Origin of the sequence: Bacillus cereus group sp. N31, assembly GCF_016483245.1 — a bacterium.
Taxonomy (GTDB): domain Bacteria; phylum Bacillota; class Bacilli; order Bacillales; family Bacillaceae_G; genus Bacillus_A; species Bacillus_A toyonensis.
In genome coordinates this window covers 109,247-129,893 of sequence record NZ_JAEHCH010000004.1, presented here as the reverse complement: position 1 = coordinate 129,893, position 20,647 = coordinate 109,247, and the positions used below count along the sequence as shown (strand labels likewise).

The following is a 20,647-nucleotide window of genomic DNA, read 5'->3' as shown; positions in this document are numbered from 1 at the left end:
AATGATTAACATCTTATAAATTACATGTCAAACTTTAATACTGTTTTAACATCCATACTCTTACAGCAAACAAACAATAAAAAACACAAAAACGAACAGGAATGTGTTCGTTTTTGTCTCTATATTTAACAATTGAATTTACTTTTATTATTGATTCAAATGATGTTTAACTGCTCTTATTACCAATTCGTGATCTTCTTCTGGCGGCAATCCTGAAACTGTTATCATTCCAATAACTCCTACGTTTTTTACTCTGATAGGAAAGCACCCACCAAACGCAGCATATTCCGAAGTATCTAAAAGATATTTTTCATTATATGAGATTCCAGTTATTTCACTTTGTATCTGCATATAATAAGAGCTATGATCATGCAGGGAAACAACTCGTTTTTTACGCTCAATCCATTTCGTATTTTCCGCATTTGTCCCTGTCATCTTAAAATGAAATAATTGCACACCGTTTTTTGTTATATCAACAGCAATCAATTTCCCCTCTCGCTTTGCTGTTTCAGCGATAAATAAACCTAGTTGCAAGGCATCTTCATTTGTAAAAGAGGAAAATTGAAGTGTTTCCTCCTCTTTTAAAATTTGTTTACTAATTTCATTCAAATTTGAAGTACTCATATCTTTAACCTCCATAATCGTTTTATGCCACTCTGGCATTTTTTCGAAATTATTAGGCCATATAGTACAACCTTTTAATCAATCTGATTCTAAATAAACTGCTGTAACATCGTTGGTAAATAGTAGTACCGTAAAGCTTGTTTTCTTCTTACTGGTGCTATTATGAATGATATTCAAAGTTATAAAAAGTACGCACTTTAAAGTGCTATTTTACTTATCCCTATCTTACAGAGACTATTATGAAATATATTTAACATCTTAAAAATGTATGTACTAAAGAATAATATTTTTCATATCAAACTTTTTTGCTCAATGGCTGTAATTTAAATTCATCAAATTTTTGTATCAAGACAAACGAAAAATAAAAGAATCTAGCGGATACTAGATTCTTTTCTGATTAAAAAACACTCTTATATTTCTCGTGTGTTGTTACAAAAGACATAGAATAGAACTTCTACTAAAAGCTCATTTTAATTACAGTAAAAGATTGGTGAAACGAATACATTACACCACCTAAAAATAGGAGGCAACAAAAATGAGTGAAAAAACAGCAAGCTTTTCACAAGTAAATCACGTCGGAATTACAGTAAGTAATTTAGAAAAATCTATCGTTTTTTATGAAGCATTAACAGGTAAGAAAGTATCAAACATCGATGAAATTGGTGGAAAACGAATGGCGCAAACTCAAGGACTTGATGATACTCGTATTAAATATACCAACCTTCACTTAAACAATTTGAATATCGACATTCTAGAATACGTTGTCCCTAAATCAGATAAAGCATCTTACTCAAATGACCAAATTAGTGCAATTCATCTTTGTTTTGAAGTAGAAGATATCGATGCTGCTGTAGAACGTCTAAAAGCAATTGGAGTAGAACCAGATGGAGATCCAATTGTCTTTCAAGAAGAAGACGGCTTGAAATCTGGATTTGGTACAGGCGTTGCCTACTTCCGTGATCCAGATGGTACTAATTTAGAACTAATTGCTCCAAAAGGTCCATTCAGACGTGAATAATTAAAATATATTAATACCGAAAAAGCCACCTAATATATGAAAGATGGCTTTTTGTCGCTAAGTTGATAGATTGAATAAAAAAGGACAAACTCTCCAACTTGAGAAGTTTGTCCAAAAAGTTTTTCGTGTCCACTATTTTCACACTAAAACTAACAATCGTGAATTAGAATAATGACTTAATACTTGCTAAAACAGTAAGTACACCTACAATAATAACAAATACGTTACTCATTTTCCCTTTGTATTTAGCTAGTACTGGTACTTTATTGATTGCATACATCGGTAATAGACATAAGATAGCAGCAACTAATGGACCGCTTAGAGAATCAATAAGTCCAAGAATACTTGGATTTGTATAAGCAACAAACCAACATGATAATACAACAAAAGTAAGGACGATTGTCTTAATTGTTTTTTCTTCTATATCTTTTCCACGTGATTTACCGAACTTAATAATCATGTCACGCATTACTTCAAATGCTCCGATATAATGGCCAAGGAAAGATTTTGTAATAGCCACAAAAGCAATGATTGGAGCTGCAATCGTGATTACAGGTGAATTAAGCTCATTAGCAAGATATGAAAGGATTGATAAGTTTTGCTCTTTTGCCATTTTTAAATCCTCTGGAGTCAAGCTTAATGTACTACTCCAAACGAAGAACATAACTACAGCGAATGTCATGATATAACAAACTTTTTGTATTTGCGCACATTTAGCATCAGTAGCTTCTATTCCATACGTAGCTCTCTGTTTCACAACAAATGATGAAATCATAGGTGAATGATTAAATGAGAATACGATGATTGGTAGAATCATTAATATCGTTCCAAAATAGCCTGTACCTGTTGAAGCAGTAGAAACAGCTGAAAAACTAAGCATTGACGTATTCCACTGTGGAATTAAAGATATTGCGATAAAAAGTAGAGAAGCTATGAAAGGATACACTAGCATACTCATTACCTTTACAGTAATATCTTGACCAAAATTCAGTATAGCGATAAGACCAAGAACTAATACAAGTGATAAAATAGCCCTTGGAGGTTCTGGCATGTGCAATTGATGCACGATAAAACTACTTGCAGTATTTGTAAGCGCAACCGAATACATTAGTACGATTGTATAAATTGAACCGAAATATACGATGTTAAAAATGATACTCGCTTTATTTCCGAAATACTCTCTAATTGTACCTGTGATCCCCTCATCAGCAGAATTAGAAGCGTATATCATTTTAGCAAGTGCCCTATGTGAGTAATACATAACTGGATATGCAAGCAATGTAATTAGTAGTAATGATAATAAACCACCTGAACCTGCATTAATCGGTAAAAAGAGCACCCCTGCTCCAATTGCAGTTCCAAATAGGCTCAATGCCCATGTAGTATCCTGCTTATGCCACTTTTTCGGATCTGCATATTGCTCATTTTTTAGTGCGGTATTTTCAGCTTGAACTTCTATTTTCTTTGCAGTATTCCCGTTCATATAATAACTCCCCCTTGTATCCTATTCTTACGTCTCTCTTTATAGCTAACGAACATCTTCCTTTTTTGGAAAATGAATTCCTTACAAGTTGCCCCACATTGCATGTCCTTCATCATAATAAATCCAAATTGAAACATTCGCTAGTTAGCGTCCTAATATAATTGTTAGCGTTAACAAAAAAGTTTACTCGTAGTATCCGCTCTTTATATAAAGAACCCTTAAGAGAACAATATAGAATAGACTTCATAAATACGTTGCAACATTTCTAATAACAGTGTATTACTTTAGTGGTTTCTCTTTTTTTACTTATAACAGTAATTTCAGCTAAACCGGCCTCTCTTCATTTATGAGGCATTTCTTTCTCAATTCTACACATCACTTTAATAACTTCGGCAGCATTTATGGTATTGATTACACAAGCCACTGAAGCACTTTACATACATTTCCGCCTCTAATCACACACCTTTCTTACTAGTAATCGCATTTTTTATATTTTCTCCAGAGATAATAAAATTTCTCTCGACGCCCTCATTATAACGTGTATATTTATAAAATTAATATTTTTATATTTTCAGATTTTTTACCAGGAAAAATTTTCAATATATAATGAATTTCAGCCATAATGCAGTAATTTTTTCCATTATTTTAAGATATACCAGTTACTTAATACATTCCACCTCATACACTAAAACTATTGTAATAAATAATTAATGAATATATTTCCAAAATAGAAAAATAAATTTTGGGATATATATTATTAATATCGAATTTATATACATTTATTGGAAAGGTATATCTCTTTTCCACCAAAGTTTTCTATAAGAAATGAACTCATTTTTCGGACAATACGTTTTTTAACTTGATGACAATAAGGAAACCCGCTAGCATTTTACAAAAACTACGCTAAGCCGAAAAATATAATAAGCCCCCCATATGGAAGGCTTATTTACAAAATAATCATTGTCTATTTTTATTGATTCTCTTCGTCTCTTTTATACTCCAAAATATCACCTGGTTGACAATTCAAAGTCTTACATATCGCTTCTAATGTTGAAAAACGAACCGCTTTTGCTTTCCCGTTTTTCAAAATAGAAAGATTTGCCATCGTAATCCCAACCCTCTCTGAAAGCTCCGTTACGCTCATTTTTCGTTTTGCTAACATCACATCAATATTAATAATGATTGCCATATCCTCCACCTCAGACCGTTAAATCATTTTCTGATTTTATATTAATAGCTTCTTGTAAAAGTCTTTGTAGAACAGCAGCAAAAACGGCAATTACCATAGAGGCGAAAATAATAACCAATCCAATTGGTATAAAACTTGGAGGGTCAACTCTTGCCGCCATAAGATAGTAGAGTGGCATACCTAGCAAGTACAAGGTACTAATCGTGAGGGCACTGTATTTAATATTCTTTAAAGCCTTTACCGATAATTCCGAGAACGCTTCGTTCTTATCAATATAGCTTAAAAGTTTAAATGCTTGATACAGAGCAAGGTAAAAAGGTATCGCTGCCGCGTACATATCGATTAAAACGAGAGATTTCATATAAGCAATATTTGGATACAATTCTCCAGCAAAATCCCCAATCTCAGGCACCAAAAATATGCACAATACAAGGACTAGGATTCCTATAAAAATAATAGCTAGCTTTAAAAAGAGTGTCGTAACTTGTTTCATAAAAGCACCTCGCTTATTTAATAACAAAATGATTTTATCACATTATTTATTGTTTAACAATAAATATTAGTTGTTTTTTATTATATTATTATTGTTAATAAAATATCCTTTTCATTTCAACAAAAATAAAAAGCATTTCTCATTACAAAGAAATGCTTTTACTTTAAAATATTAATTTTATAAATCATGTTATTGAATTTCTCCTGAACTCCCTAATTTAATGGGTTTTTTTCACACAAAACAATTGATTTTATCACAACTAAAGATTCCAAAAGAAATTATATTTAATATAATTTTTAAACTCCCCCATTCACTAGCTCGTTTATCGAATTTAATTTTGAAGAAAGCTTGATAAACCATTCTTCATCCCCTGTTAATAATGCAAGGTCTATAAGATAAAGGATTTGTTCCTTGTTTATTGCTTTTGATTCAGGGAGTTTTTTTACGTGTTTACTTAAAAAGGACATTGTTCTACTTATTGTATCCCTGTTGTCACATTTAACAACATTAACCTTAACTACTTCCCCTACATGATCAAATGATTCAATATAACCAAGTATTAATTCACCCTCTACTGATATTCCTCGAACCCAATCTCCTACTTTTAAAACAGGATTATTTGACATCATACTTTTTCACCTTCCTAGAAATGATTTTAGTATTAATTTATTAGGATTCATTCCTCGTTTTTTAGAGACGACAAACAAGATACACAAAACAACTCGAACTGTAATGTTTTTCATTACATTTAGACATTAAGAACTCCACGGCTATATAGAAATTAAGCCGTTTATCGTTCTTGATTGATTAGATCGACTACTTCTTTCATCGTATAGTTCTTTAAATATTCACCTAGATGTTCTTCAGCACCTAAGAAAATAGTGAAAAGAACTTTTCGCATATTCGAACCCACAATACACTGGTCATTCGATTCTGGACATTTAGGTTGCAAAGCACCTTCTGAGGTTATTTGATAAATATGCCAGAGATTAACTTCACTTAAATCTCGAGCGAAAATAAAACCTCCACCAATTCCCTCTTTTGATTGTATAAACTTATGTTTTTTTAACAAACTTAGCACTTTGCGAATGCGTACTGGATGAACACCTGCACTTTCTGAAATAGCATTGCTTGTTGACATCCGGTCTGGCTGTAGTGCTAAATAAGTTAAACTGTGAATGGCCAAGGTAAAGTCACTGTTCATGGTCTTCCTCCTACGATATAAATTGCTAATCACTTTTCAACTTACTGTAACTATAAATATTACAGATAGGTTTGTCAAACGTTAAGATTTATAAATAATTTTTACTATGAAGAAATACATTCATTTATATTCTATACGAGCTCACCGATGTCTATTAGTTACATTTATCTTTTTGAACTACCTATTATCATTTATGTTTTTTAAGTCTAAAAATAATTTTAAAAATCCCACTGTTTCTTGACTTGTTCTTCTGCCAACTGTTTAATTTTTGTCCAGATTGTATCTTTGCTCACAATAACATTTGTTTGATAATTTCTATTTTTATAATTCACTGTAACGCATACTTCAATCATCTCTTGCTTCCTCCTTTCAAAAATTCCCTTTAAGAAATATTACTTATTAATTAGCCAACTTTTGCAATTCTATGTTCAGAACTGTTCGAACGCTACGTGGTAAAAATTTACGAATTTCTTCCTCGTTAAAACCAATCTGCAATCTTTTTTCATCCAACATTATTGGGCGGCGCAACATTTGAGGATACTCAATTATTAATTTATAAAATTCATTAAGCGAAAGCGCCTCGATATTTATATTTAGTTCCTGAAAAATTTTGGATCTAGTTGAAATAATTTCAGTAGCCCCTTCTTCAGTTAAACGAAGAATTGATTTAAGTTCATCGACTGTAAGAGAGTTTGATACGATATTTTTTTCGGTATAATCAATTTGATTCTCTTCAAGCCATGCTTTTGCTTTTCGGCATGAACCACAGCTTGCTGTCGTATATAAAATCACCATATTTTATTCACTCCTTTAATGTTCTTTATCAAACGTACAATTATTTTAAATATGGATTACTGAAATGTATTAAAAAAAATTACAGTTTAGAATCAAATTCACGTAATGTTATTTATTCGACAATGTTTAATTTATCTCAACTATCCGTTTCCTTTTAAAATGATGCTTTCATACAATTACTGTATCTACATTTTACAGACGATGACAACTTACTTCTTAAAACTATACTGTAATTTTAAACTTTACAGTTAGATTAATCAACTGTTAAGTCTTGGATTAAATCTATCAACGTAACAAATCGTTTTCTTTTGTGTGAATGTCCCCATAGTTATTATTCTCACCAATTTCAAATGCCCTTCAAAGTATATTATACTCATTTCTTGCTTACATGTGCTATTATGGAATATATTTAGCACAATAAATAGTACGCACTTTAAAGTATTATAGGTACTAAAAAGTAACATATAAACTTTCTAGTCATGTTCTGTTTACTCCTCTCTTACATTGGTTATTATGAACGATATTTAGCACAATAAATAGTACGCACTTTAAAGTGTTATAGGTACTAAAAAGTAACATATAAACTTTCTAGTCATGTTCTGTTTACTCCTCTCTTACATTGGTTATTATGAACGATATTTAGCACAATAAATAGTACGCACTTTAAAGTGTTATAGGCACTAAAAAGAAATAATTTTAGTATTCAAACGTATGTAGGCCCAAAACTGTCATCTAAATTCATCAAAGGAGTTTTTTTATGAAAACATATAATATTCCTGTAGAAGCGACTTTAGAAGTTATTGGTGGAAAGTGGAAAGTTGTTATCCTTTGTCATTTAAAAAAAGGAACAAAAAGAACGAGTGAATTAAAACGTTTAATGCCTGGTATTACACAAAAAATGTTAACACAGCAATTACGTGAACTGGAAGAAGACGATGTAATCCAAAGAAAAGTATATGATCAAGTACCACCGAAAGTAGAGTATTCTTTAACAGATTACGGTTCGTCTTTAGGAGCCATACTCGATTCCCTCTGCGCTTGGGGAGAAGGTCATCTTGAAAAAAACGGGAACACATCCATGCTTATTACAGCTGATGAATAATAAAGTGAAACTTTAATCAGTGGGGGGGCAGCCCGCCCCCACCTAACCTCTTTGCTTTCGCTGAATTTTGAGGTGGGAGTCTCACTGCCCTCAAATAGCGGGATACCTATTCCTCTATATGTGTAAATTCTATCGAAGACATAAAAAAACGGTTGAGCCACTACTTGTCTCAACCGTTTTTTTATGTCTCTTTATAACTTTTTGCGGAAATAACTGTTTCAAATTCAAAGGTTTCTGGTAGATGATCGGCATAAGAGTACTCGAATGTGCGTCCATCCGTTAAGTAGGCCACTTGTTCAACTCTCATTAGGAAATCTTGATTTGTTAAGTTCATAAACTGCTTTTCTCGATCATCTGGTCGAACTCCTTTAACCCTGACAACGGATGTCCCTACTTCAAGACCAAGTTTATTTTGAATGTGTGAGTATATCGATTCCTCTAAAACGGAAGCTTCAACACCTGGGATGACCGAAATCGGCATCCACGTATGCTCCATAATCGTCGGAATGCCGTGGATGATTCGAAGGCGGATGATTTTATAGACGAAATCACCGATTAAAACTCCCAATTTTTCAGCAACAATTTCATCGGCACCGACAATCGTAAACTCGATAATTTTACTTTCTACCTCACTGCCGTAAACAGCTTTCGTACCTGTTAAAGTTTGAATCATTCGTGCCTTTTCCTGTTGACGCCAATCTTGAACCACGGTTCCACTTCCGCGCCTGCGGATGATGTAGCCGTCTCTGACTAACAAATCCAGCGCTTTTTTAATAGTAAGTGCTGAAACGCTAAATTCTTCAGCAAGGACGGGGCTACTCGGGATTTTTTCGTTAATTTTATATTCGCTGTCTAAAATTTGCTGTTTAATTTTTTGGTAAATGCCGAGGTATTTTACTTGTGTTGATCCACTTGCCATTTCCATGCCTCCTTTATACTGTATTCCCTCTTCTATTCATTCAAATGTAAAGCCTCAAGTTTGTAAACAGAAGGTGATGGAGCAGCAAATCCGTTTTCCAAGATTTCAATATTCGTTACTGCTTCTTCGTCTTTCACAAGTTTTGGTGCACCATTTACGATTGTTTCATACGCTGCATCATAGAAACGACCGTAATCACCAAGCGGCGTTTTAATTTGTTTTTCAATCCAATCACCGTTTGCGTTACGATATTTAGCAATTCCATAGTACATCGGTGAATCTTCACCAAATCCTGCACTCTCAGGCATAATACCCGCTTTCAGATCATTTTCCTGCTGATCTTCACCGTATTTAATAAATGAACCATTTGTTCCATGAACGATAAAGCGTGGATAATCTTTCGCTACAACATGGTTTGTTTTCAATTTAATTTTCAGCTGATTGCCGTAATGTAGACCAACATCGAAATAATTATCAACCGCACCTTCCACTTCATTATTACGAATATCGTATGTCACCGTATCCGGACGGCCGAATAGTGAAATCATACGGTCCATCGTATGAATACCTAAACTGTAAAATGAACCTTCTTCTTTTAGACCTTCGTGAGTGATTGAACCAGGACGAAAATAATCAATATGTGATTCGACCTCAACAATATCACCGAGGAATCCTTGTTCCACAACTTGCTTCACAGCTAAGAAATCACCATCAAAACGACGGTTTTGATAAGGCATAACTACTACACCTTTCTCTCGTCCTAAAGCTAATAATTCTTTCGCATGTTCAACTGTATCGCAAAATGGTTTTTCAACGATAACTGATTTCCCAGCAAGTATAACTTTTTTCGCCAATTCGTAGTGGGTATGCGCTGGCGTACAGATTGTCACTACTTGAATTTCTTCATCATTCAACAATTCGTCCAAATCAGTAGTGAAATAAACACCTTTTTCCGCATATGGAGCCGCTAATTCTTCATTAATTTGGCGTGCAAAAATTGTTTTTACTTTTATATTTTTACGTGTGTTTACATAAGGTAAGTGATAACGGTTAGCTGATTTCCCAAATCCGATAAAGCCCATTGTTAATGTCATGTTCTTCAACTTCCTTGCTCATAAATTTTCGTTTCTATATTTATTATATATTTTTATGATATAAAGTATATAGTTTTATTTTTGAAATTATATATTAAGTAAAAAGTCAGGATAAAAATCATTTCGATTTTCATCCTGACTTTTTACTATTTTTGTGTAATACCAAACATTAATTTTTTTAATTCGCACGTTCTCTATTTGTCTTTCTTTAAATGACAAAGAATAACTACTTTCCACGAATAATTTCTAAAGTTTCCTCCACAGGAATAGTGTGTGTCTTCATGTAAAAACCCCTTTAATAATTTTATAAAACAAATAAGCTAAAATATTTTAATATTACTTTTAAGTATCTATAGCACTTTAAAGTACGTACTTTTCATTATGTAAAATACATTTCATAATAGCATTTGTAAGAGTTGCATAAGTAATTCAGTAGTAAATATTACCTATGTTATCTTTTAGGTATCCATCGTACTTTAAAGTACTTACTTTTTTAACTGTTTCAATACTTTTATCATGCATTTTGCCGGACGATGAAATGGCATGTTTTAATTTTCACATCCATTCACAATGATTAATTAATTTTTAAATACATTTTAGGAGGATATTTATAATGAGTAAATTACTAAAAGAAAAAATCGGTTTTGGTACAGCACCACTAGGGAATATGTACCGTAATATCCCAGAAGAAGAAGCAATCGCTACAGTAGATGCAGCTTGGGAGAATGGCGTTCGTTACTTTGATACAGCTCCACTTTATGGTTCTGGTTTAGCGGAAATTCGTCTTGGTGAAGCACTTTCAAAAAGAAATCGTGATGATTACTTTTTAAGCACAAAAGTCGGTCGAACTATTTCAGAAGAACTGGAAGATCCATCTGCACGTGATCTAGGTGAAAAAGGCGGACTCTTCGAATTTGGCCGTAAAAATAAAATGATCAATGATTATAGCGCAGATGCAACACTTCGTTCTATTGAGCAAAGTTTGAAACGTTTAAAAACAGATCGTCTAGACTTTGTTTTCATTCATGATTTAGCACAAGACTTTTATGGCGACGAGTGGATTTCACAATTTGAAACGGCTCGTACAGGGGCATTCCGTGCGCTAACACGTTTACGTGAAGAAGGAGTCATTAAAGGTTGGGGACTTGGAGTAAACAAAGTAGAATCAATTGAACTTATGCTTGATTTGGAAGAAGCAAAACCAAATATCTCCTTGTTAGCTGGTCGTTATTCACTATTAGACCACGAGCGTGCCTTGCAACGAGTAATGCCTGCAGCTGTTAAGCATAATATGGATATTGTTGTTGGTGGCCCATACAGCTCAGGTATTCTTGCTGGAGGTGCTCACTTCGAATATCAAAAAGCATCACCAGAAATTATTGCAAAAGTTGAGAAAATCAAAGCTCTTGCAAATCGTCATGAAATCAGCATTAAAGCTGCTGCTTTACAGTTTTCATTGGCTAACCCAGCGGTTGCTGCCGTTGTTCCTGGTGCAAGTAAACCGGAACGAATTGCAGAAGACCAAAATGCATTAAACACAGTAATTCCAGCAACATTCTGGGAAGAAATGCGCAAACAAAAACTAGTAGCACCTAATGCACCACTACCAATCAACGTAAAATAAAGTGAAACTTTAATCTGTGGGGCGGTTTATCCCCTACTGATTATTTCCCCGCAAATAGCGAGTTAAAAAGGAGCATAATAAATATGGCACATACTACTACATCTATGACAATTTTCGGTTCCCCTGAACAAGTATGGCAATTAATCGGAGGTTTCAACTCCCTTCCAGACTGGTTACCTTATATACCTAGCAGTAAATTAACTGAAGGCGGTCGTGTACGTCACCTAGCTAATCCAGATGGTGATACGATTATAGAACGCTTAGAAGTATTCAATGAGAAAGAACGCTACTACACGTATTCAATCATGAATTCACCATTCCCAGTCACTAATTATCTATCTACAATCCAGGTGAAAGAAGGTGCTGAAAGTAACACATCGTTAGTAGAGTGGTCTGGCACTTTCACCCCTGTAGAGGTTAGTGATGAAGAGGCAATAAATCTGTTTCATAGCATCTACAGCGATGGACTGAAAGCATTGCAGCAAGCATTTCTAGATTGACTACTAAAAACAATGAAAAGCAAAGCGATATCGCTTTGCTTTTTTATAAAATCCCTTTTAACTTTTCACCAATCAACTTCGCTACATACTCATACCCTTCTGGTCCAAAGTGTAGCCCATCTCTTTCATCATTTTCTACAAATGTTTTATAATTCCGTTCTTGAATCATTTCAGCATACAAATTTAGAAAATAGCTTCCTGTTCCTTTCGCCACTTCCTCTACCACGTCTGCATACTGACCGAGCACTTTATTTGTTCTATTATGCTGTCTTTCTTCATCAACTGGTGCAGGACTAATAAGCAGTACTTTACCTGACGAAATATGGTTCACAATCTTCTCTAAATTTTCTTTGTATGCTTGTAATGACCCTTGTGAAAAAGAAACTGCATCATTCGTGCCAAGAAAAACTGTTACGAAATCTGGTTTATGTGATAATACATCTTCTTCAATCCTATTTAACGCATCGGATGTATTATCACCTGGAACACCTGCATTCACCACTTCCCAATTTGAGAATATCCTTTGTAACCTTGGTGTTAATCTAGGTGTACCATCAAAAAATACATCATCAGCTGTAATACTATCACCGAAGCATACTAACGTTTTCATTAGACTTGCTCTCCTTTTACGTATGAAATAACTTTCCTTCTACCGCCTTAATATATCTTTCAGCAGAACGTTCCACTGCCTCATTTGCATTCTCTTTTACTACGCGATGAAAAGCGTTGTATAAACGATTAAACTGTAACGGCTTCACTCGATTCACCATTTCTTCCACTTTTCTCGCTGGTAATGGAATTAAGTTTGGATAGCTGTACATAAAACTTACCCATCGCTCATCCGCTACAACTTGAATAATATCACCTGTTAACAAAATTCCTTTTCCATCATTACCTTCTTCCCAATGTAAGACAGACCCACCTTTAAAATGACCTCCTAAACGATGAATGACCAATCCATCAGCTAATTGTAAAGACTCACCAGACCAATAAATAATACGACTACTCGGGCGCATCACCCACTCTTTATCATCTTCGTGTATATAAATTGGTACATCAAATGTCTCTGCCCATTCTACTTGCGTTGAATAATAATGAGGATGAGACAATGCAATTGCATCTAATCCGCCAAGCTCTTTTATTTTCGCAATTGTCATTTCATCTAAATAAGTAATGCAGTCCCATAGTAATCGATATGATTCTATTTTCACCACAAATGCTGTTTGACCGATCGCAAACCCTGGTTTTGTCGTAATACTATAAAGCCCGTTTTCTTCTTCGATTATTTCATTTTTATATGTATCACTTATTTGCAAGTTTTCTAAAGTCGTCCAAGACTGCCCTTTCGGATTCACATATTGCCTTTCTTCATCACAAATATGACAACTCACCGGTTCCTCTACACTCGCTGCATACTGCACACCACACGTTGTACAAACGAAATTTTTCATCATAATTCCCCCTATCCCTATATTTTTATTAAGCTGATTTTTGTTGATACTGATCTGTTTTTTTATTTTCAATTAATAAACTTATATAAGTAAGTAAATAAACAGCTGTAACCGACAATGGAATCACCGTAAATCCTTTTTCTGCAAACAGAATCCCGCAAACTGACGTCACGAATACAGTCCCTACTGACAATAGACCATAACTTTTGCTTTCATAAATCCATACGTACGGGATAAAATGAACACCTATTAACATTGCTACTACAAAAGGTAACCATTCTGGAAATTGAAAATAGGCAAGTAATACAAGCGGAATATTCAATACATTTATCCCACCAATTAATCCTGCCAAAATCCCTAACGGATTTCCTTTCGCAAACATATCAATTTTCAATATAGCAGCTATCATTAAGCCGAAAGGAAACACACATCCCATACCGATTAAATATACCCACACCACTTGTTTTTCAGAAAGAACAAAGCCCGTTATACTCATAACTATCCAAAATAAAACACCAGCTAATATAATCGGTAATCCTCTCTTCGTTTTTATCGCTAAATCCTTTTTTGCTTCTGAAAAATTCATTTTACTATCCCCCAAAAAATATTTGTGCTATAAAGTAGTCTCAACCTCGCCCATCCAATAACGCCAAGCTGCTAAATAATCTTCTAAATCTTTCGGGTGGTGTCTTAAACACGTATCTATCCGCAAATATAAACCTATGACCATTTCTTCATATAAATTACGGTCTTCTCTATGAAATACACTTTGTTTCATCACATAATCAATTGCTTCTTTCGTTAAATCTTCCGGAGTTGAACAAAACGCGTAAATTAAATCGTATATAGGATCTCCTAATACTGGTAAAGGATCAATTACTCCATGTAACCTATTCTCTTGAACTATAAAATTATGGAATCCGAAATCGCCATGTAATAAAAATGGCTCATCTATTCCAGCCCCTCTATTCGGACTATTTGCTAACTTAAAAACAAGTCTACATTCTTCATCACTTATGTACGACTTTACATTTTCGTGAGCTTCCATCACAGTTACTGTTAAAAATTCATTCCAAGATTGAACCGTACTGTCCTTCCATCCCCAGCCACTCACCTTTGGAACTTTTTCATACTTATTGATAACATCCTTTACAAGTTTGCACAGTATACTTCGTTTATGGCCAGATTTGCACGAAGTAGTCCCCTCAAGAAATGAATAAACAATATATCGACTTAACGGATCCTTATATAAAAGCTTTGGAAACGCATCATTCTTTTTATAAAACTGAAGAAAATAAGCTTCTTCACGTATTACATCCGATTCATTCAGTTTTACAACGTATTGTTCATCCAACAAATATATCGTACTTGTCGTTCCCCCGTTCAAACCTTTCATGTTTTTTGGATAATGTAAAATAACCTTCTCTTTAACTAGTTGTGCAGCGATTATTGAAATGTCCATTCCCTCACCCTTACACTCTGAATATTCCCTTAATTCAAAAGGAAACTTTACTATTATTTGACAGACATAAGGGGATTCCTCCCAACCATCTTAATATAACAAATGACACTTTCATTACTTCATCATATAATTCATTCCATTTATGATATTGCGATGCGATTTCTTTATTCCAAATGATCTTCATTTAATCTAGTAATTTCTATTGCACGATCTCTCTCTTGTAATTTACGAGCCAAACTTTCTACACCAAACACTTCTGTAAATGTGTGGCTACCTACTATTAAGTTGATACCTTTAAATTTTGCATGTTGCACTGTATATAATGTTTTTTCTCCTGTTATATACGTATCACAACCTTTTTCTAATGCTCGCTCAATCAAATTTGTATTGTTACCTGCACCGGTTAAAATCGCAATCCGTTTTATTGGTTTATCGTGATTCCTCCAGCTCTTCACTTTCTCTTCCATTCTTTCTTCAAGTTTTTCAACCAAGTTTGAAAATGCAATCGCTTCTTCAAATTCTCCTATTCCAGGTAATTCCTCTTCCTCATACGTAGAGTATTCTAGAATTGTATCTATCCCCATTTCCTTAAATAATGACGTACACGTACCAAATTCAACAAAATCTAACGGCAAATGAATCCAAAAATGATTCATTTCATATTGTTTTAATTTCTCAATACAAGCCTCTTCCATGCCAAACAAAAAACTCCAAGGAGCATGATGTGTAACTATCATATCGACTCCATTTTTATACGCTTCCTCAATCGTCTCTAGTGTCAAATTTGTTGTGTAACCGATTTTATGAAACTCCTCTTTACTTATATGAGTATAACCATATTCATCATCGCCGTATTTATGAAGATGCTCTCCAAATAGCGATTTTATATGTTCGTTAAACTGCGTTATATTCATTTTCATTTCTCCTTTCATTTACTTTTATATTTCATAAATAAGGAAATACTAAATAACAACGTTACATACATATAGGAGGACAATATGAAACCTGAATTTTTAAAAGCTGTACATGATGCGATTGGAAATGTCGAACACATTCATATAGAAGAAAGTGGCGCAGACAGTTTACTTATTCACCACGATGATGCGCAGCAATTAAAACAAGTTGCTGAGACTTTAGAAAATAATAATTTTCGCTCCGCTTTAAGAACAACGGGAAATGCTTCATATATTGAAGTGTTGAATAGATAAGGAGAAGTCCCGGTTATATGCCGGGCTTTTTCTAACCCTCATTAAAAATTTTATAATAAAGCTCTATCTCCGTTTTCAACAAACAATTATTTCTCCAAAATATCCTCTTCATCTTTTCATTCGAGGTATGTGTGCTCCCAATATAATAAGTAGCACCCATTTCCTTTAACATATGTAGAGATTGAAGATGTAGTTGGGAAGCAATTCCTTTCCCGCGACAATAAGGCATTACCCCAAAATAAAATAACCGTCCTTCACTTTCTATTCCAGATTCTATATGCGGTATGGACATACCAATTGGCTCATTTTTATCATAAAAAACAATACATGACTTTTCCCAGCCCTTACCTAACTCTGTTTGCACTGAATAAAAATGCTCATCGATAGTTAAAATTGAAGTTTGATTTCCTGAATTCAACATACATTGCTTCCAAATGTATTTAAATTCTTTTTCTGATAATGTTTCTTCTATTGAACAATATGTATATTGTTTTTCAAGCGCCTCTACATTGTTTAACCCTCTACACACTTCTATTTTTGCTGCGTGCAAAGAAAAACCTGCATCAAGTAACACTCTCGCACTTGAGTTATAACCATTAAACCTTTTGTTTAATACAATACTCGCTCTTTTTAACTCCCAGTTAAAACAAACCTCTTCAAATCTACATATCTTCTCTGTATAAGTTTGTACATCATAAAGAACATCCTCTTCTATTTCTTCAATTGTCACTGCATTTGGTAAGCCATTTAATACTTTTTTAGAGGGACCAAATAGATTCTGAATGATTGTAAGATCGTATATCACCACTTTAATTCACCCACACCTGGCTCAATAAACTTCCCTGAAACATCCTCATTTGAACCTATTACCCAATCATATATATTTTTTGCTCCTTCAGCCGAAGTCATATTCGCATCAAAAGCACCAATGTCAGTCTTTAATTTTCCAGGGTGAATGGCAGTTACACGAATTCCTTTATCCTCAAACTCTTGTTGTAAGCAGAGTGTTAACATATTTTGTGCAGCTTTAGCAATTCGATAAGAATACGAAAACTGTCCTTGTGGAAACTCTTTGTTCGCCATTTTATGCAATGAACCTAATCGAGAGGACACATTTATGATTCTCGGATAATCCGATTTAGCTAAAGCCACATATGTACCTTTTACAGCTCGAATTACACCTAAACAATGAATATTAAATACGTCCGTTAATTCTTCTGAATTCGTATGTAAAACCTCAGTCTCCTTTCCAGTAATTCCAGCGTTATTTATAACTAGATCAATATACTCTGTATATTCCTCAAGCTGTTTCTTAATTTGCTCCGTACTCTCATCAGCCGATAAGTCTGCCAATATAGGAAAACATCTACAACTAAACATTTGCTTCAATTGCGTTACCGCAACCTTAGTTCTAACTAACGGATAAACAATATGCCCATTTTCATGAAATACTTTTACTAACTGTAACCCTAACCCGCGATTTCCACCTGTAATTAGAACCCTCATATATCCATCTCCTTATTTTTAAAATAAATAAGAAAATCCCCCCACTTATCCTTCTCCAAAGAAAACGCCTCTCTCTTGCATTCAAAAGAAAAACCTGCTCTTTCCGCAAGACGAACAGATGGCTCATTATCAACACGTATATGTAACTCGATTCTATGAAAATGAAGACGATTAAAAAATAACGAGATCGCAGCTTTCACACTTTCCATGCCATATCCATTTTTCCAATATTGATTATGTATGGAATATCCCATCATCGCCCACTGATAGTCCATACGTGAAATTTTTATAAGCTCTAGCTTACCAATATTAGCTCCGTCTTCTTTACGAAAAATACCTAATACATACATCTCATCTCGATGTGCTGCTTCATCAAAGCCTCTTATCCATTCCGTGAACCATTCTTTTGTTGATGATGCCATAACTTGATAACCATCGTCATATTTATACTGCGATGGTAACCTCTTATTAAATCCATCTAACCAACTTTCATAATCATCATTTTGAAACGGACGGATCAGGAGTCTCTCTGTCTCTACCTGTAATAGCGGCATCTTCATTTACATCTCTTCCCTTGATTAATATTTGAATATTCTTTATTATCTTACACAAAATACAAAATCTAGTAAATTATTATGTTTTTGATAAACAAGGCTCTGTTAAACTAGAATGTTGATTTTTGAGAAATACAAAAAGGAAACCCGGTTCTGAAAGGTTTCCTTTTGTCATCACACTACCATACTTATCTGTGATTTAAAACGTTGTATTCTGTCTTTAATATTCCATAAACATCAACATCTTCATATGTATTTAATAAAAGTCTATTTTGTCTCAATGTGCCTTCTTTACGTAAACCCGACTTCTCTAACACTTTAATCGACGATCTATTTCTGGAAATGGCAGATGCCCAAATTTTGTTTAGACCTAATTCGATAAAGCCAAATTGAATCATTCTGTTTACAGCCTCGGTTGCAAAACCTTTACCCCAATAATTCTTACCAATCCAATAACCAAGCTCACCTCTATTGTTACCCTTGTCAATTCTTAGTGTAATTGTACCTACAATTTCTCTTGATTCTTTAGAAACGATTCCTACGGGATATTCGATTCCTTGCTTTATAAGTTCTGGTTGCATATCAACCCAATTTTGCGCGAACTCCAATTTATATGGGTGTGGAAGCCCAAGAATATTGGCTAATTCCTTGTCATTAGCCAATTCTTTAATTCTAAATACATCATCATTGGTAAAAGGTTCTATACATAAATGCTCAGATTCTAATTTTATAGCCATATTTTCTCCCCCTTGTACTGAAATTAGTTAGCTCCCTTTATTTTCAATATTACACCAAAAAACACAAAAAAATTTTAAATATTTATAATATCTACTAACAGAACCATAAACAAAAAATCCAGTTATGCGTTGTACATAACTGGATTCCTCATCATCTAATAGTTTTTTATTTTACAAGTACATTTTCTCTTAATTCTCTCTTCAACACTTTCCCTAAAGCGTTTTTCGGTAACTCTTCTACGAATACAACTTCTGGTATTTTATAACTTGCTAATTTCTCCTTACAATACTGAATAATACTTTCTTCTGTTAATGCTGTTTCGCTATTCTTTACAAGATAAGCTCTTGGAATCTCCCCCCAAAAGTCATCCATAACTCCAACTACTGCAACTTCTAAAACACCATGTATTTCATGAATAACATCTTCTACTTGATCTGGATATACGTTGTCACCACCGCGTATAATAACATCTTTATATCTTCCCATAATATGCAAGAATCCATCGTCATCTATCATGCCAGCATCGCCCATGTTAAACCAATTATCTTTTACTACCTTCTTTGTCGCCTTTTCATTATTCCAATACCCTTTAAACATGTATGGACTTCTTACATGTATCTCTCCAACTTCATTTGTTGTTAGTTCATGTCCTGTTTCTGGGTGAACAATTTTTAACTCTACATGTTTTAGTGTTTTCCCTACAGAAGACATCTTTTCTTTTCCCATCATTGGATGCCATGAAGTTACAACCCAACCTTCTGTACTACCATAGCCTTGCACCATATAGATTCCTTTTTCCAAATATTTTTGAATGAGCGTTTCTGGCACTTTTGTTCCACCGCTTTGTGCTACTTTAAAGGTTGAAATGTTACGTTCTTTTTTATTTAGTTCATCAAGCATGTAGCTATAAACAGCCGGGAATGCAAGCATCGTAGTAATTTTCTCTTCTTCAATCTTATCCCAAATAAGAGTAGGATTCGAATCAGCTAAGAAAATCATCGTAACACCATGATAAATGCAATTTAAAATAGAAAGCACGCCACTCATATGAAACAATGGATGCACGGATAAAAAGCGTTCACCTGCTGGAATTTCTCTTTGTCCCGCAACCTCAGCAAAATAGTGATGTAAGTTTTTATGACCAATTACACATGCTTTTGCCTGTCCAGTCGTTCCTGAAGTAAATAAATAAATTGCATCATCATCTTCATGAACTTCTACGTTCGGTTCTGTCATTGGCTGTTCTTGTAATTTTAATTCAAATGAACCGAAGCCTTCTTTTGTCGTTTCAATTACATAAGGAATTTCTTTAACAGCATCAACCTTTAATAAAAATTCACTAAACTCTTCATCAATAACTAGCACTTTTAATTTTGCTTCTTTTACAATCGTTTCTAATTCATAAACAGTAAGCTGATGATTTAGCGGAATAAATACCGCTCCAATTTTTAAACTTGCCATCATAATGCTTGGAAACGGGTGATTATTTTTGCATAAGATTCCTATACGATCCCCTCTTTGCACACCGTTATGTAACAAATAATGCGCAAACTGATTTACTCGTTCATTATACTGCTGAAATGAATATCTTTTCTCTCCGCCTACAAGCGCTTCCAAATTTGGTGATTGCATTGCTCTCTTTTGTAATAATTGTCGCATCGTTCTCAAGTAAAACTCTCCTTT

The 20,647-nt window shown here is 34.0% G+C and carries 25 protein-coding genes; 5 read left to right on the top strand and 20 right to left on the bottom strand.

All coding sequences use genetic code 11. The annotated features are described in order from the left end of the window. Nucleotides 1–147: 147 nt before the first annotated feature. The gene (locus tag JDS81_RS08610) at nucleotides 148–663 is read right to left on the bottom strand and encodes a heme-degrading domain-containing protein (RefSeq protein ID WP_138921149.1); all 516 of its coding nucleotides are present in this window, start codon (nucleotides 661–663) and stop codon (nucleotides 148–150) included. A 496-nt stretch (nucleotides 664–1,159) separates the two neighbouring features. Between JDS81_RS08610 and JDS81_RS08605 the strand changes: the two genes are divergently transcribed. After that, the gene (locus JDS81_RS08605; RefSeq protein WP_097953881.1) at nucleotides 1,160–1,642 is read left to right on the top strand and encodes a VOC family protein; all 483 of its coding nucleotides are present in this window, start codon (nucleotides 1,160–1,162) and stop codon (nucleotides 1,640–1,642) included. A 163-nt stretch (nucleotides 1,643–1,805) separates the two neighbouring features. Here the strand turns inward: JDS81_RS08605 and JDS81_RS08600 are convergent, their stop codons facing one another. From JDS81_RS08600 to spxA, 7 genes are all read right to left on the bottom strand, one after another. After that, entirely contained in the window at nucleotides 1,806–3,125 is a 1,320-nt protein-coding gene (locus JDS81_RS08600; protein WP_001014167.1) for an aromatic amino acid transport family protein, read from the bottom strand. Nucleotides 3,126–4,095: 970 nt separating this feature from the next. Continuing rightward, a complete protein-coding gene (locus JDS81_RS08595; RefSeq protein WP_000974630.1) occupies nucleotides 4,096–4,314 on the bottom strand; it encodes a helix-turn-helix domain-containing protein in 219 nt (72 codons plus the stop codon). A gap of 10 nt (nucleotides 4,315–4,324) precedes the next feature. Next, on the bottom strand, nucleotides 4,325–4,807 hold the full coding sequence (locus JDS81_RS08590; protein ID WP_097953880.1) for a DUF2975 domain-containing protein: 483 nt from the start codon (nucleotides 4,805–4,807) through the stop codon (nucleotides 4,325–4,327). 296 nt (nucleotides 4,808–5,103) lie between these two features. Then, nucleotides 5,104–5,436: an IDEAL domain-containing protein gene (locus JDS81_RS08585; RefSeq protein ID WP_000987479.1), complete on the bottom strand. Its 333-nt coding sequence runs from the start codon at nucleotides 5,434–5,436 to the stop codon at nucleotides 5,104–5,106. A 161-nt stretch (nucleotides 5,437–5,597) separates the two neighbouring features. Further along, on the bottom strand, nucleotides 5,598–6,011 hold the full coding sequence (gene saiR, locus JDS81_RS08580; protein WP_001083461.1) for an Rrf2-family transcriptional regulator SaiR: 414 nt from the start codon (nucleotides 6,009–6,011) through the stop codon (nucleotides 5,598–5,600). Nucleotides 6,012–6,229: 218 nt separating this feature from the next. Continuing rightward, complete coding sequence (locus tag JDS81_RS08575) at nucleotides 6,230–6,364, bottom strand: BA3454 family stress response protein (protein ID WP_000573526.1); 135 nt, start codon at nucleotides 6,362–6,364, stop codon at nucleotides 6,230–6,232. A 46-nt stretch (nucleotides 6,365–6,410) separates the two neighbouring features. Beyond that, the gene (gene spxA / locus JDS81_RS08570) at nucleotides 6,411–6,806 is read right to left on the bottom strand and encodes a transcriptional regulator SpxA (RefSeq protein WP_000236192.1); all 396 of its coding nucleotides are present in this window, start codon (nucleotides 6,804–6,806) and stop codon (nucleotides 6,411–6,413) included. 757 nt (nucleotides 6,807–7,563) lie between these two features. Here spxA and JDS81_RS08565 point away from each other — a divergent pair. Next, complete coding sequence (locus tag JDS81_RS08565) at nucleotides 7,564–7,908, top strand: winged helix-turn-helix transcriptional regulator (protein WP_000860824.1); 345 nt, start codon at nucleotides 7,564–7,566, stop codon at nucleotides 7,906–7,908. Between the two features lie 181 nt (nucleotides 7,909–8,089). Here the strand turns inward: JDS81_RS08565 and JDS81_RS08560 are convergent, their stop codons facing one another. Further along, nucleotides 8,090–8,827 (bottom strand): GntR family transcriptional regulator, encoded by a 738-nt coding sequence (locus JDS81_RS08560; protein ID WP_097953879.1) that lies wholly within the window; start codon nucleotides 8,825–8,827, stop codon nucleotides 8,090–8,092. A gap of 32 nt (nucleotides 8,828–8,859) precedes the next feature. Continuing rightward, the gene (locus JDS81_RS08555) at nucleotides 8,860–9,921 is read right to left on the bottom strand and encodes an oxidoreductase (protein WP_000176622.1); all 1,062 of its coding nucleotides are present in this window, start codon (nucleotides 9,919–9,921) and stop codon (nucleotides 8,860–8,862) included. Nucleotides 9,922–10,534: 613 nt separating this feature from the next. Between JDS81_RS08555 and JDS81_RS08550 the strand changes: the two genes are divergently transcribed. Both JDS81_RS08550 and JDS81_RS08545 read left to right on the top strand, forming a co-directional pair. Then, nucleotides 10,535–11,545, top strand: a complete 1,011-nt coding sequence (locus tag JDS81_RS08550; protein ID WP_097953878.1) for an aldo/keto reductase — start codon at nucleotides 10,535–10,537, stop codon at nucleotides 11,543–11,545. Nucleotides 11,546–11,628: 83 nt separating this feature from the next. Continuing rightward, nucleotides 11,629–12,045 carry an SRPBCC family protein gene (locus tag JDS81_RS08545; RefSeq protein ID WP_097953877.1) on the top strand — a complete coding sequence of 139 codons (417 nt, stop codon included), beginning with the start codon at nucleotides 11,629–11,631 and terminating at the stop codon, nucleotides 12,043–12,045. A gap of 43 nt (nucleotides 12,046–12,088) precedes the next feature. Here the strand turns inward: JDS81_RS08545 and JDS81_RS08540 are convergent, their stop codons facing one another. The 5 genes from JDS81_RS08540 to JDS81_RS08520 form a co-directional block, all read right to left on the bottom strand. After that, the gene (locus JDS81_RS08540; RefSeq protein ID WP_097953876.1) at nucleotides 12,089–12,655 is read right to left on the bottom strand and encodes an SGNH/GDSL hydrolase family protein; all 567 of its coding nucleotides are present in this window, start codon (nucleotides 12,653–12,655) and stop codon (nucleotides 12,089–12,091) included. A 16-nt stretch (nucleotides 12,656–12,671) separates the two neighbouring features. Continuing rightward, on the bottom strand, nucleotides 12,672–13,499 hold the full coding sequence (locus JDS81_RS08535; RefSeq protein ID WP_002059746.1) for an MBL fold metallo-hydrolase: 828 nt from the start codon (nucleotides 13,497–13,499) through the stop codon (nucleotides 12,672–12,674). A 25-nt stretch (nucleotides 13,500–13,524) separates the two neighbouring features. Further along, nucleotides 13,525–14,082: a DUF7010 family protein gene (locus JDS81_RS08530; RefSeq protein WP_001011593.1), complete on the bottom strand. Its 558-nt coding sequence runs from the start codon at nucleotides 14,080–14,082 to the stop codon at nucleotides 13,525–13,527. A gap of 27 nt (nucleotides 14,083–14,109) precedes the next feature. After that, complete coding sequence (locus JDS81_RS08525; RefSeq protein WP_000355231.1) at nucleotides 14,110–14,958, bottom strand: phosphotransferase; 849 nt, start codon at nucleotides 14,956–14,958, stop codon at nucleotides 14,110–14,112. A 164-nt stretch (nucleotides 14,959–15,122) separates the two neighbouring features. Further along, the gene (locus tag JDS81_RS08520) at nucleotides 15,123–15,872 is read right to left on the bottom strand and encodes a Nif3-like dinuclear metal center hexameric protein (RefSeq protein ID WP_070173544.1); all 750 of its coding nucleotides are present in this window, start codon (nucleotides 15,870–15,872) and stop codon (nucleotides 15,123–15,125) included. Nucleotides 15,873–15,956: 84 nt separating this feature from the next. On the opposite strand from JDS81_RS08520, the gene JDS81_RS08515 reads away from it, so the two are divergent. Next, a complete protein-coding gene (locus JDS81_RS08515; protein WP_000801649.1) occupies nucleotides 15,957–16,166 on the top strand; it encodes a hypothetical protein in 210 nt (69 codons plus the stop codon). Between the two features lie 31 nt (nucleotides 16,167–16,197). On the opposite strand, the gene JDS81_RS08510 is transcribed toward JDS81_RS08515, so the two are convergent. The 5 genes from JDS81_RS08510 to JDS81_RS08490 all read right to left on the bottom strand — a co-directional run bounded on the left by JDS81_RS08510 (nucleotide 16,198) and on the right by JDS81_RS08490 (nucleotide 20,632). Continuing rightward, nucleotides 16,198–16,974: a GNAT family N-acetyltransferase gene (locus tag JDS81_RS08510; RefSeq protein ID WP_199688505.1), complete on the bottom strand. Its 777-nt coding sequence runs from the start codon at nucleotides 16,972–16,974 to the stop codon at nucleotides 16,198–16,200. After that, complete coding sequence (locus JDS81_RS08505) at nucleotides 16,968–17,672, bottom strand: SDR family NAD(P)-dependent oxidoreductase (protein WP_070173546.1); 705 nt, start codon at nucleotides 17,670–17,672, stop codon at nucleotides 16,968–16,970. Before JDS81_RS08505 ends, JDS81_RS08510 begins: the two co-directional genes overlap by 7 nt. Further along, on the bottom strand, nucleotides 17,669–18,232 hold the full coding sequence (locus tag JDS81_RS08500; RefSeq protein WP_097953874.1) for a GNAT family N-acetyltransferase: 564 nt from the start codon (nucleotides 18,230–18,232) through the stop codon (nucleotides 17,669–17,671). Before JDS81_RS08500 ends, JDS81_RS08505 begins: the two co-directional genes overlap by 4 nt. Before the next feature lie 182 nt (nucleotides 18,233–18,414). Further along, on the bottom strand, nucleotides 18,415–18,963 hold the full coding sequence (locus tag JDS81_RS08495; RefSeq protein ID WP_097953873.1) for a GNAT family N-acetyltransferase: 549 nt from the start codon (nucleotides 18,961–18,963) through the stop codon (nucleotides 18,415–18,417). 166 nt (nucleotides 18,964–19,129) lie between these two features. Next, on the bottom strand, nucleotides 19,130–20,632 hold the full coding sequence (locus JDS81_RS08490; RefSeq protein ID WP_142311349.1) for a class I adenylate-forming enzyme family protein: 1,503 nt from the start codon (nucleotides 20,630–20,632) through the stop codon (nucleotides 19,130–19,132). Between the last annotated feature and the right edge of the window lie 15 nt (nucleotides 20,633–20,647).

What these genes read in the sequence shown, in the direction of transcription:
- JDS81_RS08610 (WP_138921149.1), bottom strand. Translation starts at nt 663, where the DNA reads ATGCCAGAGTGGCATAAAACGATTATGGAGGTTAAAGATATGAGTACT.
- JDS81_RS08605 (WP_097953881.1), top strand. Translation starts at nt 1,160, where the DNA reads ATGAGTGAAAAAACAGCAAGCTTTTCACAAGTAAATCACGTCGGAATT.
- JDS81_RS08600 (WP_001014167.1), bottom strand. Translation starts at nt 3,125, where the DNA reads ATGAACGGGAATACTGCAAAGAAAATAGAAGTTCAAGCTGAAAATACC.
- JDS81_RS08595 (WP_000974630.1), bottom strand. Translation starts at nt 4,314, where the DNA reads ATGGCAATCATTATTAATATTGATGTGATGTTAGCAAAACGAAAAATG.
- JDS81_RS08590 (WP_097953880.1), bottom strand. Translation starts at nt 4,807, where the DNA reads ATGAAACAAGTTACGACACTCTTTTTAAAGCTAGCTATTATTTTTATA.
- JDS81_RS08585 (WP_000987479.1), bottom strand. Translation starts at nt 5,436, where the DNA reads ATGATGTCAAATAATCCTGTTTTAAAAGTAGGAGATTGGGTTCGAGGA.
- saiR (WP_001083461.1), bottom strand. Translation starts at nt 6,011, where the DNA reads ATGAACAGTGACTTTACCTTGGCCATTCACAGTTTAACTTATTTAGCA.
- JDS81_RS08575 (WP_000573526.1), bottom strand. Translation starts at nt 6,364, where the DNA reads ATGATTGAAGTATGCGTTACAGTGAATTATAAAAATAGAAATTATCAA.
- spxA (WP_000236192.1), bottom strand. Translation starts at nt 6,806, where the DNA reads ATGGTGATTTTATATACGACAGCAAGCTGTGGTTCATGCCGAAAAGCA.
- JDS81_RS08565 (WP_000860824.1), top strand. Translation starts at nt 7,564, where the DNA reads ATGAAAACATATAATATTCCTGTAGAAGCGACTTTAGAAGTTATTGGT.
- JDS81_RS08560 (WP_097953879.1), bottom strand. Translation starts at nt 8,827, where the DNA reads ATGGCAAGTGGATCAACACAAGTAAAATACCTCGGCATTTACCAAAAA.
- JDS81_RS08555 (WP_000176622.1), bottom strand. Translation starts at nt 9,921, where the DNA reads ATGACATTAACAATGGGCTTTATCGGATTTGGGAAATCAGCTAACCGT.
- JDS81_RS08550 (WP_097953878.1), top strand. Translation starts at nt 10,535, where the DNA reads ATGAGTAAATTACTAAAAGAAAAAATCGGTTTTGGTACAGCACCACTA.
- JDS81_RS08545 (WP_097953877.1), top strand. Translation starts at nt 11,629, where the DNA reads ATGGCACATACTACTACATCTATGACAATTTTCGGTTCCCCTGAACAA.
- JDS81_RS08540 (WP_097953876.1), bottom strand. Translation starts at nt 12,655, where the DNA reads ATGAAAACGTTAGTATGCTTCGGTGATAGTATTACAGCTGATGATGTA.
- JDS81_RS08535 (WP_002059746.1), bottom strand. Translation starts at nt 13,499, where the DNA reads ATGATGAAAAATTTCGTTTGTACAACGTGTGGTGTGCAGTATGCAGCG.
- JDS81_RS08530 (WP_001011593.1), bottom strand. Translation starts at nt 14,082, where the DNA reads ATGAATTTTTCAGAAGCAAAAAAGGATTTAGCGATAAAAACGAAGAGA.
- JDS81_RS08525 (WP_000355231.1), bottom strand. Translation starts at nt 14,958, where the DNA reads ATGGACATTTCAATAATCGCTGCACAACTAGTTAAAGAGAAGGTTATT.
- JDS81_RS08520 (WP_070173544.1), bottom strand. Translation starts at nt 15,872, where the DNA reads ATGAATATAACGCAGTTTAACGAACATATAAAATCGCTATTTGGAGAG.
- JDS81_RS08515 (WP_000801649.1), top strand. Translation starts at nt 15,957, where the DNA reads ATGAAACCTGAATTTTTAAAAGCTGTACATGATGCGATTGGAAATGTC.
- JDS81_RS08505 (WP_070173546.1), bottom strand. Translation starts at nt 17,672, where the DNA reads ATGAGGGTTCTAATTACAGGTGGAAATCGCGGGTTAGGGTTACAGTTA.
- JDS81_RS08500 (WP_097953874.1), bottom strand. Translation starts at nt 18,232, where the DNA reads ATGAAGATGCCGCTATTACAGGTAGAGACAGAGAGACTCCTGATCCGT.
- JDS81_RS08495 (WP_097953873.1), bottom strand. Translation starts at nt 18,963, where the DNA reads ATGGCTATAAAATTAGAATCTGAGCATTTATGTATAGAACCTTTTACC.